Annotated in this window: 13 protein-coding genes; 4 read left to right on the top strand and 9 right to left on the bottom strand. The window is 70.7% G+C overall.

The window, feature by feature from the left end; translation table 11 throughout:
- Positions 1-396: 396 nt before the first annotated feature.
- The 7 genes from ABZT04_RS01860 to rsmI form a co-directional block, all read right to left on the bottom strand.
- Positions 397-1176: an MHYT domain-containing protein gene (locus ABZT04_RS01860; RefSeq protein WP_356051709.1), complete on the bottom strand. Its 780-nt coding sequence runs from the start codon at positions 1174-1176 to the stop codon at positions 397-399.
- Between the two features lie 192 nt (positions 1177-1368).
- The gene (locus ABZT04_RS01855; RefSeq protein ID WP_356051707.1) at positions 1369-2298 is read right to left on the bottom strand and encodes a 4-(cytidine 5'-diphospho)-2-C-methyl-D-erythritol kinase; all 930 of its coding nucleotides are present in this window, start codon (positions 2296-2298) and stop codon (positions 1369-1371) included.
- Complete coding sequence (gene rsmA / locus ABZT04_RS01850; RefSeq protein ID WP_356051705.1) at positions 2299-3204, bottom strand: 16S rRNA (adenine(1518)-N(6)/adenine(1519)-N(6))-dimethyltransferase RsmA; 906 nt, start codon at positions 3202-3204, stop codon at positions 2299-2301. It lies immediately after the preceding gene.
- A 100-nt stretch (positions 3205-3304) separates the two neighbouring features.
- Positions 3305-4609 (bottom strand): ubiquitin-like domain-containing protein, encoded by a 1305-nt coding sequence (locus ABZT04_RS01845; RefSeq protein ID WP_356051702.1) that lies wholly within the window; start codon positions 4607-4609, stop codon positions 3305-3307.
- Positions 4610-4727: 118 nt separating this feature from the next.
- On the bottom strand, positions 4728-5606 hold the full coding sequence (locus ABZT04_RS01840) for a TatD family hydrolase (RefSeq protein ID WP_356051700.1): 879 nt from the start codon (positions 5604-5606) through the stop codon (positions 4728-4730).
- Between the two features lie 54 nt (positions 5607-5660).
- Entirely contained in the window at positions 5661-6086 is a 426-nt protein-coding gene (locus ABZT04_RS01835; protein ID WP_356051696.1) for a hypothetical protein, read from the bottom strand.
- A gap of 317 nt (positions 6087-6403) precedes the next feature.
- A complete protein-coding gene (rsmI, locus tag ABZT04_RS01830) occupies positions 6404-7264 on the bottom strand; it encodes a 16S rRNA (cytidine(1402)-2'-O)-methyltransferase (RefSeq protein WP_356051694.1) in 861 nt (286 codons plus the stop codon).
- A gap of 62 nt (positions 7265-7326) precedes the next feature.
- Here rsmI and ABZT04_RS01825 point away from each other — a divergent pair, with 62 nt between their 5' ends.
- Positions 7327-9069 carry a phospholipid carrier-dependent glycosyltransferase gene (locus ABZT04_RS01825; protein WP_356051692.1) on the top strand — a complete coding sequence of 581 codons (1743 nt, stop codon included), beginning with the start codon at positions 7327-7329 and terminating at the stop codon, positions 9067-9069.
- Here ABZT04_RS01825 and ABZT04_RS01820 read toward each other — a convergent pair.
- Complete coding sequence (locus ABZT04_RS01820; protein WP_356051690.1) at positions 9066-9965, bottom strand: calcium-binding protein; 900 nt, start codon at positions 9963-9965, stop codon at positions 9066-9068. The genes ABZT04_RS01825 and ABZT04_RS01820 overlap by 4 nt on opposite strands.
- Before the next feature lie 230 nt (positions 9966-10195).
- On the opposite strand from ABZT04_RS01820, the gene ABZT04_RS01815 reads away from it, so the two are divergent.
- Together ABZT04_RS01815 and ABZT04_RS01810 are read left to right on the top strand one after the other, a co-directional pair.
- Positions 10196-11836 (top strand): penicillin-binding transpeptidase domain-containing protein, encoded by a 1641-nt coding sequence (locus tag ABZT04_RS01815; protein ID WP_356051687.1) that lies wholly within the window; start codon positions 10196-10198, stop codon positions 11834-11836.
- Between the two features lie 130 nt (positions 11837-11966).
- Positions 11967-13646, top strand: coding sequence for a penicillin-binding transpeptidase domain-containing protein (locus ABZT04_RS01810; RefSeq protein WP_356051685.1), 1680 nt, complete (start codon positions 11967-11969; stop codon positions 13644-13646).
- Positions 13647-13658: 12 nt separating this feature from the next.
- Here the strand turns inward: ABZT04_RS01810 and ABZT04_RS01805 are convergent, their stop codons facing one another.
- Positions 13659-14012 carry an SsgA family sporulation/cell division regulator gene (locus tag ABZT04_RS01805; protein ID WP_355908173.1) on the bottom strand — a complete coding sequence of 118 codons (354 nt, stop codon included), beginning with the start codon at positions 14010-14012 and terminating at the stop codon, positions 13659-13661.
- A gap of 172 nt (positions 14013-14184) precedes the next feature.
- Here ABZT04_RS01805 and ABZT04_RS01800 point away from each other — a divergent pair, with 172 nt between their 5' ends.
- The gene (locus ABZT04_RS01800) at positions 14185-15216 is read left to right on the top strand and encodes an energy-coupling factor ABC transporter permease (RefSeq protein ID WP_356051683.1); all 1032 of its coding nucleotides are present in this window, start codon (positions 14185-14187) and stop codon (positions 15214-15216) included.
- The last annotated feature ends 1 nt before the right edge of the window (position 15217 follow it).

Here is a 15217-nt window from a genome sequence, read left to right as displayed (position 1 = left end):
GGGCCGGAGCCGGATGGAGAACCGAAGACGACTCGGACCGCGGCGAGTTCGACCTCGCACAGCGATCCGGCGCCTGCGGCCCGGAGAGTCGGGGCCGGAGCCGGATGGAGAACCGAAGACGACTCGGACCGCGGCGAGTTCGACCTCGCACAGCGATCCGGCGCCTGCGGCCCGGAGAGTCGGGGCCGAGGCCGGGTGGAGAGCCGGAGGCGGCTCGGACCGTGGCGGGTTCGGCGCAAGCCGGTGCGTGGTGCCGACGCCCCGGGGCGGGCGGGGGCAGTTGGCACAGGGGCGGTCGAAACCGGGCCGGACGGTGGCTGGTTCGGGCTCGTGCGGCGGTCGGCGCCGACAGCGCGGGACGTGGGCGACATCATCGTGGGTACGGTCGAAGTCGGGTCAGACCGTGGCGAGTTCGACCTCGCGGAGCAACTCCGCGGCGACGGCCGACTCGTGGTGCTTGCCGGTCGGGGAGAGGGCGACGTAGGCGGAGGCCAGGAAGAGGAAGGAGCCGAGCACCACGGCGAGCGGGAAGATGAACTCCGTGGCGGGGGCGCCGGACAGGGCCGCGCCGCTGGGTGCGAGGGCGACGCTCACGGCGTACATGCCGGTGTAGTGCATGGTGCTGACCGCGAGCCCCATGACGAGGGCTGCGATCGTGGCGAGGACGGGCCCGCGCACGACCAGGGTGAGGGTGAGCGCGGCGGTCGCGGCGACGACGGCGATCACGACGGAGGCGATGACGAGCCCGGGGTCGTAGTCGATCTCGCCGTGCAGGTCGAGCGCGGCCATGCCGGTGTAGTGCATGGCGGCGACACCGAGTCCGGTGCCGAGTCCGCCGAAGGCGACCGAGGTGACGCGGGAGCGGCCGTATCCGGCGGTGAAGACGCCGGCGGCGACCACGCCGATGGACATCAGCAGGCTGAGGACGGTGAGCGGGACGTCGTAGCGGATGGGGGTGCCTTCGACGCTGAAGCCGAGCATGGCCACGAAGTGCATGGTCCAGATGCCGGAGCCGATGGCGACGGAGGCGAGGGTCAGCCAGTTCCGCTTGGAGGCGCCGTCCGCCTCAAGTGCCCTTACGGTGCAGCGCAGTCCGAGCGCGGCGCCGACGCAGGCCATCGCGTAGGACAGGACCGGGGTGACCCAGCCCGCGCTGAAGTGATTCATGTGGCCCATGGGGAGGTTCCTCTCGGGCGTGGCGCGGCGAGACCGCGCGCGCAGGGAGTACCACCGGTAACGAGGACCGGGGTCGGCTGATCATGCCAGCCGTACCTCTGGGACAAAGGGCGCGAAAGGGGCCATGAGGACTATTGGTGAACATTAAATCAGTGTGGTTTGGATAACACTCCACACGTCTGTTTATGCAGGTCAGGCGGGTGATTCGTGGATCTCGCGTGAAGGTCGGTCAATCAGGGTCGCCCCCGCCGCCGGACCCGCCGCCGTACGGACCGTCCGGCACGTCCCGGAGGCCGCCAGCGCCTCGGCCACCTTCGCCGCCGACTCCGGGTCGCGGACGAGGAACGCCGTCGTCGGGCCCGAGCCGGAGACGAGCGCCGCGAGGGCGCCCGCGGCGCGGCCCGCGGCGAGGGTGTCGGTCAGTTCCGGGAAGAGTGAAAGAGCCGCGGGCTGAAGGTCGTTGGAGACAGCTGCGGCGAGCGCGTCCGGGTCGCCCTTCGCGAGCGCGGCCAACAGCGCCTGGGAGGCCACCGGTTCGGGGATGTCGGTCCCCTCGCCCAACCGGTCGAACTCCCGGAACACCGCCGGTGTCGACAGCCCCCGCCCGGCCATCGCGAACACCCAGTGGAAGGTGCCCCCGACCTCCAGGGCCGTGAGCCGCTCCCCCCGCCCGACACCCAGCGCCGCCCCGCCCACCAGGCTGAACGGCACATCGCTGCCCAACTCGGCGCAGATGTCGAGGAGTTCGGCCCGCGAAGCACCGGTGCCCCACAAGGCGTCGCAGGCCACCAGCGCGCCCGCGCCGTCCGCACTGCCGCCCGCCATGCCCCCGGCGACGGGGATGTCCTTGTCGATGTGGATGTGCACGGCGGGGTCACGGTGGTATCGCTCAGCGAGCGCTACGGCCGCCCGCGCCGCCAAGTTGCCGCGGTCCAGCGGCACTTGGGCCGCGTCCGGGCCCGCACAGGTGATGCGGAGTTCGTCGGCCGGGGCCACGGTGACCTCGTCGTACAGGCCCACCGCGAGGAAGACGTTGGCCAGGTCGTGGAAGCCGTCGGGGCGCGCGGCGCCCACCGCGAGCTGGACGTTGACCTTGGCGGGGACGCGGACCGTCACGCTCACTTACTCGGACTCCTTGTGCTCAGCCTTGTGTTCGGCGGCGTCAGCCTTGTGTTCGGCGATGCGGGCGAACTCCTCGACCGTCAGCGACTCCCCGCGCGCCTGCGGCGACACCCCGGCCGCCACCAGCGCCGCCTCGGCCGCCGCCGCCGACCCCGCCCAGCCGGCCAGCGCGGCCCGCAGGGTCTTGCGGCGCTGCGCGAAGGCCGCGTCGACCACGGCGAACACCTCGCGCCGGTCGGCGGTGGTCTTCAGCGGCTCGGCCCTCCGGGTGAGCGCCACCAGGCCGCTGTCCACGTTCGGCGCGGGCCAGAAGACGGTACGGCCGATGGAACCGGCCCGCTTGACCTCGGCGTACCAGTTGGCCTTCACGGACGGGACGCCGTACACCTTCGAACCGGGCGGCGCGGCCAGCCGGTCGGCGACCTCCGCCTGGACCATCACCAGGGTGCGCTCGATGCTCGGGAAGTGCTCCAGCATGTGCAGCAGGACCGGTACGGCCACGTTGTACGGCAGGTTGGCGACCAGTGCGGTCGGGGGCGGGCCCGGCAGCTCGGTCACCTGCATCGCGTCGGAGTGCACCAGCGCGAAACGCTCGGCCCGCTGGGGCATGCGGGCGGTCACCGTGGCCGGGAGCGCCCCGGCGAGGGTGTCGTCGATCTCCACGGCGGTGACGCGGTCGGCGACTTCCAGCAGCGCGAGGGTGAGCGAGCCGAGGCCTGGGCCTACCTCTACGACCACGTCGTCCTCGCGGACGTCTGCGGTGCGGACGATGCGGCGGACGGTGTTGGCGTCGATCACGAAGTTCTGGCCGCGTTGCTTTGTGGGGCGGACGTTCAGGGCTGCGGCCAGTTCGCGGATTTCGGCGGGGCCGAGGAGGGCGGTGTCGGGGGCGGGGTTGCTGCTCACGGGACTAAGGGTACGGGGCCTGATTTCAGGTGCGGGTCGACTGTAGCTAGGTGCGCAGTTCCCCGCGCCCCTGAGGGATGGGGGCTGCGCCCCCTATCCCTCACCCGTGCAGCCTCGTCCCGCAGTGCGGCCATGGGCTCGACCCCCGCCGTACGTACAGCCTCTTCGCTCGGAACGTCTGTTCCTCCGCGCTCGCGTCCTGAGGGCGGCCCGTGCCGCCGAGGCTGTGCCAGGTGTGGGTGTCGAACTGGTAGAGGCCGCCGTAGGTGCCCGAGGGGTCGACCGCGCCGGGGCGACCGCCGGACTCGCAGGTCGCGAGGCCGTGCCAGTTGAGGTGGTCGGCGCCCTGCACCGAGGTGGGCCTGGGTTTTGTGCCGACCTTGACGAGCTCGGAGCGGGGTTCGCGCACCAGTCGGTCCTCGACCCGGCGGGGCTTCTCCTTGACGCCGTTGACCGTGCGCAGGGCGTAGGTGACCCGGCGCAGGCCGGGCTGTCCGGCGCGTTCGACGACCTCGGTGCCCTTGAAGAGGGTGGGGTCGTCGGTGCGTTCCACCTTGAAGGGGATCGCCTCCTCGCGGACCTCGCGGGTGCCGGTGACCCGCAGCACGGTGACCGTCTGGCCGTCGCGCGGGAAGCTGTCGGCCGGGACCGAGGTGGTGTCCTCGCCGTGCAGACCGATCCCGGCCTCCTCGACCACCTCGCCGACCGTGGCCGCGTTGGTGCGGATCGTGCGGGCGCGGCCGTCGGCCATGATCGTGACGGAACGCTCGGTGCGCACGTCGAGCGCGAGCCCGGCGCGGCCGATGGGCTGGGAGCGCGAGGTCGAGACGTACGCCCCCTCCGCACGCACCCCGAGCTGTTCGAGCGCCTCGTCGACCGTGCGCGCCGTGGTCCACACTTCGCGCTGGTGCCCGTCGATGGTGAGCCGCACCGGGCGGCCGTAGCGCACCGCGACCTCGTCGCCACTGGCGAGGGGCGCGTCGCGGCCGGGCGCGACCACGTCGTGCGCGCCGACGTCCACGCCCTGCTGGGCGAGGAGTTCGGTGACGTCGTCGGCGAAGGTGTGCAGGGTGCGCGGCTTGCCGTCGACGTTCAGCTCGATCGCCTTGTCCTTGGCGACGAACGCGGTGGTGCCGCCGGCGAGGAACGCGACGACCAGTGCCTGCGGCACCAGCCGCCGCATGCCGGCGGCCGTCGGGCCCGGACGCTCGGCTCTGCGTCTGCGTTCCGCCCGGCCCGGCGCGGGGCTCACCGCCTGCCGCGGGAACATGGGCTCCGTCGCCTCGTAGGCGGGCCGGTAGGTGTCCTCGTAGCCAGCGCCGTAGAAATCGGCGCGCAGGCCGCGGTCGTACGTCTCGTACGTTTCGTAGGGCTCGTACGTCTCGTAGGTCTCGGAGTTGCTCACGCGACACGCTCCAGAGGGCCAGAGGGGTCCGGATCGGGCCACCAGAACCTAGCGGAGCGACTGTCACTCTCCAAAGCGGCGCGGCTACTCAGAGTTGTGTTCGGGTGGTTCGGGCGCCTCAGTACGCGAACGCTCGGGCCGTGTTGGCGGCGATCGCCGACGCCAGCGCGTCCTCGTCCAGGTCCCGGACCGCTGCCATCGCCCGGACCGTGACCGGAACGAGATAGGGGGCGTTGGGCCGTCCGCGGTACGGGGCGGGGGTCAGGAAGGGGGCGTCGGTCTCCACCAGGACCAGTTCGAGGGGGGCCACGGCGAGCGCGTCCCGCAGGTTCTGGGCGTTCTTGAAGGTGACGGTGCCGGCGAACGACATGAAGTACCCGGCGCGGGCGCAGAGTTCGGCCATCTCGGCGTCGCCGGAGTAGCAGTGGAAGACGGTCCGCTCGGGGGCGCCCTCCTCCTTGAGGACGCGCAGGACGTCGGCGTGGGCGTCGCGGTCGTGGATGACCAGGGCCTTGCCGTGCCGCTTGGCGATCTCGATGTGCGCGCGGAACGACTGCTCCTGAGCGGCCTTGCCCTCGGGCCCGGTGCGGAAGTAGTCGAGCCCGGTCTCGCCGACGCCCTTGACCTGCGGGAGCCCGGCCAGTTGGTCGATCTCCGCGAGCGCCTCGTCCAGGGCGGCCTGTCCCCCCGGCACCCTTGCGCCCTGCCGGGACCAGCCGTCGGGGTCGCCGTGGACTATGCGCGGGGCCTCGTTCGGGTGCAGGGCCACCGTCGCGTGGACGGCGTCATACCGGGCGGCCGTCTCGGCGGCCCAGCGGGAGCCCTTCAGGTCGCAGCCGACCTGTACGACCGTGGTGACACCGACGGACGCGGCCTTCGCGAGCGCCTCCTCCACCGTGCCGGACTGCATGTCGAGGTGGGTGTGGGAGTCGGCGACGGGCACCCGGAGGGGCTCCGGGAGCGGTGGCGCCGCGTTCTTGTCGCTGGAGGCAGGCATGCCCCGATCCTACGAAAGGGGCATGCCCACCCGGTTCTCGGAGCCGGTCCGGCGCTAGCTCGCCTTGCGGTGGTGGAACGGGTGCAGAAGGTCGGACAGGTGCCAGTGGTGTTCCCCGGTCTCCGGGAGCGGGGTCACGGAGTCGTCCGCGCCCTCCTCCTGCTCCGCCGCGACCCGGGGCCGTGGCGCCTGGTACTGCCGCTGCGCCGCGTCCCGCACCGACGACACCTGGCCCGCCCGCATGATGCGCACGACATGCCCGTCACAGTTGAAGCACGCCGGACGGCTCAGCGGCGACGGCACGACCTGGCCGTCCGCCACGTACATCACGAACTGGTGGCCGTCGGTGTCGACGTGGTGCTCTATCTCGTACGACTGCTCCCAGCCGTGCCCGCACCGCATGCAGGCGAAGGAGTACGACTCGTTCACCACGGCGGTGGCGGGGCCACGGAGGCCGGTCTGCCCTGCGATCTCACTCATGCCAGCTCCTGCTTGCTGTCCGCTGGACAAGCGCCCCCGGCCAGGAGATTCCCCCCGGAATCCCGTTGGAGGCGAGGGACGGGTGCGTCCCTTCATCCAGTGGACGCCTCCGGCAGGGCGAACGCATCAGTCCTGTCGACTGTTGGAGGCGATTTGGACTTTCCTTGTCGAATCACCCTGGCGACCCGGTCGGGACTTTGCATTCGGCGACCCCGCTTTGCCCCGCCATGGGGCGCACGCTCATGGGAGGAGCGCCCTGCTCAGAAGGGGTTTCCGCCCAGCTCAGAAGGGATTTCGCGGACGCTCGGAGCGCACGCTCAGAGGGGTTTTTGCGCACTCTTCGCCGCCACCACGGCATCGAACACCTCACGCTTGGGAACGCCCGCCTCCACCGCGACCGCGGCGATCGCTTCCTTTCGCCGCTCCCCCGCCTCCTCGCGCACCCGCACCCGCCGTACCAGCTCGTCGGCGTCGAGTTCCTCGATCTTCTCCGGCGCCCCTTCCACCACGACGGTGATCTCGCCGCGCACGCCCTCCGCGGCCCACTCGGCCAGTTCGCCGACCGGGCCGCGCTTGATCTCCTCGTACGTCTTGGTCAGCTCCCGGCAGACGGCGGCCCGCCGCTCGGCACCGAACACCTCGGCCATCGCGGCGAGGGTGTCGTCGAGCCGGTGCGGCGCCTCGAAGTAGACGAGGGTCCGCCGCTCGCCCGCCACCTCGCGCAGCCGTGACAGCCGCTCGCCGGCCTTCCTCGGCAGGAACCCCTCGAAGCAGAACCGGTCCACCGGCAGCCCCGACAGCGCGAGCGCGGTGAGCACGGCGGACGGCCCCGGTACGGCGGTCACCTTGATGTCCCGCTCCACGGCGGCGGCGACCAGCCGGTACCCCGGGTCGGACACCGACGGCATCCCCGCGTCGGTCACCAGCAGCACCCGCGCCCCGCCGAGCAGGGCCTCGACCAGCTCGGGCGTCCGCGCGGCCTCGTTGCCCTCGAAGTACGACACGACGCGCCCCTTGGGCTGCACCCCGAGCGCCTGCGTCAGCCGCCGCAGCCGCCGCGTGTCCTCGGCGGCGACGACATCGGCCCCCGCCAACTCCTCGGCGAGCCGCGGCGGGGCGTCCGCGATGTCACCGATGGGAGTGCCGGCAAGGACCAGAGTTCCGGGAGCAACTGTCACGTTTCCATCCTCTCAGGAGCAAGGAACGGGACTCACACAGATGGGTTCCCTACGATGGCGCGGTGACCAGTACCGCGTCCTCCACGGACACCCTGCAAGGGCAGGCACCGCAAGACCAGCGGCCGTCGTGGCAGCAGCGGCTGCGCCGATTCGGATATTCGGCGGGGCCCAGAGGCGACGTACGCGACCGGCTGGTGCCGGCGTACGCGGAGCCCAGCCCCCGGCTGTGGTCGGCGCTCGGCCTTACGCCCACCCTCACCGACCGCATCACCCGCTGGTCCGCGTGGGGCGGCCCGCTGCTGGTCACACTGCTGGCGGGCGCGCTGCGCTTCTACCACCTGGGCAGCCCCAAGGCGGTGATATTCGACGAGACGTACTACGCGAAGGACGCGTGGGCCCTCGTCCACCACGGCTTCGAGGTCAACTGGGACAAGAACGCCAACGACCTGATCCTCCAGCACAACGGTCACATCGCCATCCCGTCGGACGCGGCCTATGTCGTGCACCCGCCGGTCGGCAAGTACGTCATCGGCCTCGGCGAGCTGATCTTCGGCTTCAACCCGTTCGGCTGGCGCTTCATGACGGCGCTGCTCGGCACGCTGGCCGTCCTGATGCTGTGCCGGATCGGCCGCCGCCTGTTCCGCTCGACGTTCCTGGGCTGTGTGGCGGGCGTCCTGATGTCGCTCGACGGCCTGGCCTTCGTGATGGCCCGCACCTCGCTGCTCGACGGGGTGCTGATGTTCTTCGTGGTGGGCGCGTTCGGCTGTCTGCTGATCGACAGGGACAGGGCCAGAGCGAAACTCGCGGCAGCACTACCGGTCGACGCCGACGGCCGGGTCCGCCCCGACGCGCACACCGCCGACACCCTGTTCCTCGGCTGGCGCCCCTGGCGCTGGCTGGCGGGCCTGCTGCTCGGCCTCGCGATCGGCACCAAGTGGAACGGCCTCTACATCATGGCCGCCTTCCTCGTGATGACCCTCCTGTGGGACGTCGGCTCCCGCAAGGTCGCGGGCGCCCGCAACGCGTACGTGGCGGTCCTGAAGTACGACCTCGGTCTCGCCTTCTTCGCCACGGTCCCGGTGGCCGTCACGGTCTACCTCACGTCCTGGATCGGCTGGATCGTCTCGCCGACCAACGGCAAGGGCGGCTACTTCCGCAACTGGGCGGCGACCGACGGCAAGGGCGGCTTCTGGAGCCACTTCCTGCCGGACTGGGTGCGCAGCCTGTGGCACTACGAGCACGAGGTCTACGAGTTCAACGTCGGCCTGCACTCGCCGCACACGTACATGTCCAACCCCTGGAGCTGGCTCGTCGACGGCCGCCCGGTCTCGTACTTCTACGAGTCCCCCTCCCCCGGCTCGGACGGCTGCCCGGTCAACGCCGGCGAGAAGTGCGCCCGCGAGGTCCTCGCCATCGGCACCCCGATGCTGTGGTGGGCGGCCTGCTTCGCGCTCCTGTACGTCCTGTGGCGCTGGGCGTTCCGCCGCGACTGGCGCGCGGGCGCGATCGCCTGCGGCGTCGCGGCCGGCTACCTCCCCTGGTTCCTGTACCAGGACCGCACGATCTTCTTCTTCTACTCCATCGTCTTCCTCCCCTTCCTCTGCCTCGCGGTCGCGATGCTGATCGGCGCGATCATCGGCCCACCGGGCTCCAGCGACACCCGCCGGGTGACGGGCGCGGTCGGCGCGGGCGTCCTCGTCCTGCTGATCACCTGGAACTTCATCTACTTCTGGCCCCTGTACACGGGCACGGCCCTGCCGATCGACCAGTGGCGGTCGCGGATGTGGCTGGACACCTGGGTCTAGTCCTGCCGCACGACGTCATCGGCGGGCCCGCCGTCCAGCTTGTCCGTGCCGGGTCCGCCGTACAGCTCGTCCTTGCCCCCGTCGAACCGGCCGCCGTCGCGGTTGTCGCCCCGCAGCATGTCGTCGCCGCTGTTGCCGTGGAGGACGTCGTCACCGATGCCGCCGTACAGCAGGTCGTCGCCCGGGCCGCCGTAGATCGTGTCGTCGCCCTGTTCGCCGTGCAGGCTCTCGTCGCCCGAACCGCCGTAGAGGACGTCGTCACCCGGTCCGCCGTCGGCGCTGCCGCCGCCGTCGACGTGGATCGTGTCGTCGCCCTTGCCGCCGTAGACGATCCCGGGACGCCCGCTCATCGTGAGGGTGTCGTCGCCGTTGTCGCCCCGGACGATCTGGGCCTCTTGGGCGGTGCCGGTCCAGGTGTCCTTGCCTGAGCCCAGGCTGATCTCGTTGTAGCCGAAGTTGTAGAGGGATGACGGGCCTACGTGGTTGTGCACGACGACGGAGTCGTTGGCGTCGCTGAGGCTCATGTGGAGCGTCGAGACCGCGTCCGTCATCATGTCGTCGACCATGGCCGTACAGGCGACCTTGGTGTGGTCCTCGGGGTCGGGGTAGACGCAGCCGGGCGCCACCGCGTTGATCCGGACCACGTCGTCGATCACATAGCGGAGGTTCTTCCTGGTGTCGTCCAACGCCGTCTCGGTGACGACCACATGGTTGGCCTGGTGACGGCCCGCCGTGTACTGGACCGCTTGGCCGCCCCCTCTGGCAACGGCGGGCGGCCCGTCGAGAGGTTCGGACTCCGCCCGCATCCCGATCCGCACGGCGACCCCCACCGCGAGCAGGACCACCAGCACCACCCCGGCGCCGAGCGCCCGTCTGCCGGTAAGTCGAGCGAGCATGTGCTACCCCCATGGCCGGTCACGGAATACGGCGATTCAGACGACCCGCGGTCTCCGCCCCCGGTTGCGCACCCCCTCCGAGCATTCACTCGGCGTTCATGTAGGTGACCCGGCCCGGGGGTCAGATTCAGACACCTGATCTCCGTTAGGACAACAAAAGGCAACACCCCTCACAGCTTTCCCCCACGCCACCTACAGTTCGGAGGACTGATCCGGGGAGGGACTGCGTCATGCGCAAGGGGGTAAAGGCCACCGTCATCGGCAGCGTGTTCGCCGTGATGGTGGGAGGGGCGGGGTACGGCGCGTACAACGTCGTGTCCGCGTTGGGCGGCAGTTCGGGTGTGGGGGGTTCCAGCGGGTCCGAGGCTGTGAAGACCGGGCCGCCGAGTGCCTCCGAGGTCAAGGAGACGACGGCGAAGTTCTTCGCGGCCTGGGAGAAGGGACAGGCGGTGACGGCGGCGTCGTACACGAACAACGACGCGGCGGCCGACGCCGTGCTGGAGTCCTACAGCGGGGCCGCGCACATCACCGGCGTGAAGATCACCCCCGGTGCGGCCACCGGCACCGGCGGCGCCACCGTGCCGTTCACCGTGAAGGCGACGGTGTCGTACGACGGGAAGTCCAAGCCGCTGTCGTACGGGAGTCGACTGACCGTCGTACGCGGGAAGACCACCAGGCGGGCCCTCGTCGACTGGCAACCGACCGTCGTGCACCCGGAGTTGAAGACCGGCGACACCCTCGTCACCGGTGAGTCCGCGAGCCCGGCGATCGAGGCCGTGGACCGGAACGGGGCCGTGCTGACCAAGGAGAGGTACCCCTCGCTGGGGCCGATCCTGGACGAGTTGCGCGCCAAGTACGGCGACAAGGCGGGTGGTACGCCCGGTATCGAGCTGTCGATCAAGCACCAGGCGGAGGACTCGGCCGAGACCACGCTGGTGACCCTGGAGAAGGGCAGGGCCGGCAAGCTGCGGACGACGCTCAGCGCCCCCGCGCAGGCCGCCGCCGAGAAGGCCGTCACGAAGTACACGGAGTCGTCCGTCGTGGCCCTGGAGCCGAGCACCGGGCAGGTGCTGGCGGTCGCCAACAACCGGGTCGACGGCTTCAACGCCGCGTTCCTGGGGAAGCTGGCGCCCGGCTCGACGATGAAGATCATCAGTGCCGCCACGCTCATCGACAACGACATCACGTCGATGAGCGGTGCGGCGCCCTGTCCGGCCACCGCGACCTGGCATAGCCAGACCTTCCACAACCTGGCGGGACTGGCCCCGGACGAGGGCGCCACGCTCGCCGACAGCTTCGCCCGCTCCTGCAACACCGCGTTCGTGAAGTTCGCCGACTCGGTCAAGGTCGACTCGCTGACCAAGGAGGCCGAGGACCGCTTCGGGCTCGGCCGGGACAACTGGAAGACCGGCATCCCGTCCTTCGACGGTTCGGTGCCCGCGTCCGGCGGCCCGGACACCGCGGCCAACCTGATCGGCCAGGGCCAGGTGCAGCTCAGCCCTCTGAACATGGCGTCGGTGACGGCCACCGCGAAGACGGGCACGTTCCGGCAGCCGGTGCTCGTCGCGCAGAGCCTCGACGACCGTCAACTGGCCACCGCCAAGGGCCTGTCGGCCAGTACGTCGGCCCAGTTGCGGGCGATGATGAACCGCACCGCGACCAGCGGCACCGCGGCCGGCATCATGTCGGGGCTCGGCGGCACCATCGGCGCGAAGACGGGCTCCGCCGAAGTGGACGGGCAGTCCAAGTCGAACAGTTGGTTCGCCGGCTACCGCAACGACGTGGCGGCGGCGGCCATGACCCAGGACGGCGGCCACGGCATCGACGCCGCCGGACCGATCGTCCGCGCGGTCCTGGCGGCAAGTGGCTGAACTCACGCCCGCAGGACGGGAACTCACCCGCACAGGACGGGACTCTAGGCTGGGCCCCGTCGTTGGGGTGTGTGAGGGCTGAGGGCCGATATCGACGGGGGCCCAAAGGGATTCGCGGAGGATCGGGAACGTGGGCACGAGGGGCAAGAGAAGGCGCGTCGCCGAGCGGCGGAAGGCGAGACCCGCCGTGGTCGGCGGGGTGATCGCGGTGGCCGTCGTCGGCGCGGGCGTCGGCGCCTACGCGCTGTACGACGGCGGGGCCTCGGCCGAGGCGCGCACGTCGAACACCGCGGACCACAAGGCCATCAAGAAGGGCCCGCTGTCGGCGACCGAGGTGCAGACGACCGCGAAACGGTTCCTCGCCGACTGGCAGCAGGGCAAGGTCGCCCAGGCCGCCGCCGCCACCGACAAGTCCACGGCGGCCACCGCCCTGCTCACGGGCTACACGAAGAACGCCCACATGGCGGGTATCACCGTCACCGAGGGCACCCCCGCCGGCGCCAAGGTCCCCTTCTCCGTGAAGTGCACGGTGTCGTACAAGGGCATCACCAAGCCGATGTCGTACAGCACTTCACTCAGCGTCGTCCGCAGCGCCAAGGACGGCAAGCCGTACGTCGCCTGGCACGCCTCCGTCGTCCACCCGGACCTCGCGGACGGCGACACCCTGGTCACCGGCGAGTCCGGCACCCCGCCGATCAAGGCCTACGACCGTGACGGCGGCGAGCTGACGACGGCCAAGTACCCGTCCCTGGGGCCGGTGTTGGACGGGCTGCGGGAGAAGTTCGGCAAGAAGGCCGGCGGCAAGGCGGGCATCGAGCTGCGGGTGGTCCGCGGCAAGACGTCCAAGGAGTCCGACAAGACGCTGGTCGAGCTGAGCAAGGGCACGCCGGGCAAGGTGAAGACGACGCTGAGCCCGACGCTCCAGGCGGCGGCCGAGCAGCAGGTCGACAAGCAGAAGAACTCCTCGGTCGTGATGATGCGCGCGTCGACCGGCGAGATCCTGGCCGTGGCGAACGCCTCGCACGGCTTCAACGTGGCCTTCCAGGGCTCCCTGGCCCCCGGTTCCACGATGAAGATCGTGACGTCGACGATGCTCTTCGAGAAGAACCTGATCACCCCGGACGCGTCGCACCCCTGCCCCAAGACGTACAAGCTCGCGGGCTGGACCTTCCACAACGACGACGACTCGGAGATCAAGAAGGGCACGTTCAAGATGGCCTTCGGGGCCTCCTGCAACAACGCCTTCATCAACTTCGCGCCCAAGCTGTCGAACAGCGACCTGACGACGGAGGCCCAGCAGGTCTACGGCCTCGGCATGAACAACTGGGCCATCGGCGTCCCCACCTTCGACGGCTCGATCCCGGTGCAGAGCGGCGCGCAGATGGGCGCCTCGCTGATCGGCCAGGGCGGGGTCCGGATGAACCCGCTGAACATGGCGTCGGTGGCGTCGACGGTCGACACGGGCACCTTCCACCAGCCGTATCTGGTCTCGGCGAAGGTCGACGGCCGCACGCTGGCGAAGGCCTCGCGCACGATGTCGTCGACGACGCAGGCCGAGCTGAAGGACGTCATGAAGTACACGGCGGACTACGGCACGGCGACCAAGGCGATGGCCGGGCTCGGTCCGGACTACGGCGCGAAGACCGGCTCGGCAGAGGTCGACGGCCAGAAGAAGCCCAACGGCTGGTTCACCGCGTACAAGGGCGACCTCGTCGGCGCGGGCGTGGTCCAGGCGGGCGGCCACGGCGGCGACACCGCGGGCCCGATGGTGGCGGCGCTGCTGAAGCTGGGCAGCAGCCTCGGCGGCTGACCCGCCGGGGGCTCAGCTCCCGACGGGTGCGGTGGCCATATAGGTCCGCCGCAGGAACCGCATGATCGTCTTCGTCTCGAACTGGACGACGGAGACGCCCTGTTCGGAGTGGAACTCCACCACGGCCTGCACCCGCCCGCACGGCCACACCCGCACCTCGCCGCTGCCGGCCGGGGCACGCAGCCCCTGTTCCAGCAGCGCGCGGGAGAAGGTCCACTCATGCGCTCCGGGCAGGCCGATACGGACGGCTCGCGGATCGGAATCGGGGTCGTACCGCAGGACCACAGGGACGGCGTCAGCATCCAGCCGGTCCACGTCCTCGTCGGTGACGATATGGGCTCGCGCGTACTGTTCGACTACGGACATCGGGCGGCCCCTTACGCTGAGTGACCTGTGTGAAAGCTATGCATCCGCTTCCACTACCCCAATGTCGCATATTTTCCCGGAACCGCCTTCCGAGGCGACAGATCTCACATCCGCGGCCTGGTATTTTCGCCCTCTTGCAAAGCACTCGCAATAACCATCTAAAATCATCTCCGTGCATGTGCCTGACGGATTCATCGACGCCCCCGTATCCGCCGCGACCGGAGTGGTCGCGGCCGCCGCCATCGCATGGAGTCTGCGCGGTGCGCGGCGCGAGCTCGACGAGCGCACGGCACCGTTGGCCGGTCTGGTCGCCGCCTTCATCTTCGCCGTGCAGATGCTCAACTTCCCGGTCGCGGCCGGCACCAGCGGCCATCTGCTGGGCGGCGCCCTGGCCGCGATCCTGGTCGGCCCCTACACAGGCGTCCTGTGCGTGTCCGTCGTGCTGCTCATGCAGGGCATCCTCTTCGCGGACGGCGGGCTGACCGCGCTCGGCGTGAACATCACCGACATGGCGCTGACGACGACGGTCGTGGCGTACGCCGTCTTCCGCGGCCTGGTGAAGGTGCTGCCCCGCGGCCGCCGCTCGGTCACCGTCGCATCCTTCGTCGCGGCCCTGCTCTCCGTCCCGGCCGCCGCCCTCGTCTTCACCCTCCTCTACGCGCTCGGCGGCACCACCGACGTCTCGATCGGCAAGGTCGCCACCGCGATGATCGGCGTGCACGTCCTCATCGGCGTCGGCGAGGCGGCCATCACCGCGCTCACCGTGGGCGCCGTGATCGCCGTACGCCCGGATCTCGTGTACGGCGCGCGCGGCCTGGAGCGGCGGCTCAAGCTGCGGGTGAACGGCGAACTGGTGGACACGCCCGGCCAGTTGGAGCCGGTCGCCGCCCGGCGGACCTCGCACCGCAAGGTGTGGCTCACCGGCCTGGCCGCCTCCCTCCTCCTCGCCGGATTCGTCAGCTTCTACGCCTCCTCGAACCCCGACGGCCTGGAGAAGGTCGCCGCCGACCAGGGCATCGACCAGAAGGCGAAGGAGCACGCCTCGGCCGACTCCCCGCTCGCCGACTACGGCGTCAAGGACGTCGAGGACGCCCGGGTCTCCGGCGGGCTCGCGGGCGTGATCGGCGTCGGCGTCACGGTCGTCGCCGGGAGCGGGGTCTTCTGGGCGGTCCGCAGGCGCCGTAGCACCTCGCAGGCGGCCTGAG

Origin of the sequence: Streptomyces sp. NPDC005492 (assembly GCF_040605995.1) — a bacterium.
In the GTDB taxonomy this organism is placed as follows: Bacteria; Actinomycetota; Actinomycetes; order Streptomycetales; family Streptomycetaceae; genus Streptomyces.
Note: the sequence above shows the minus strand (reverse complement) of the source record. Positions and strands in the feature narration are given on the sequence as shown.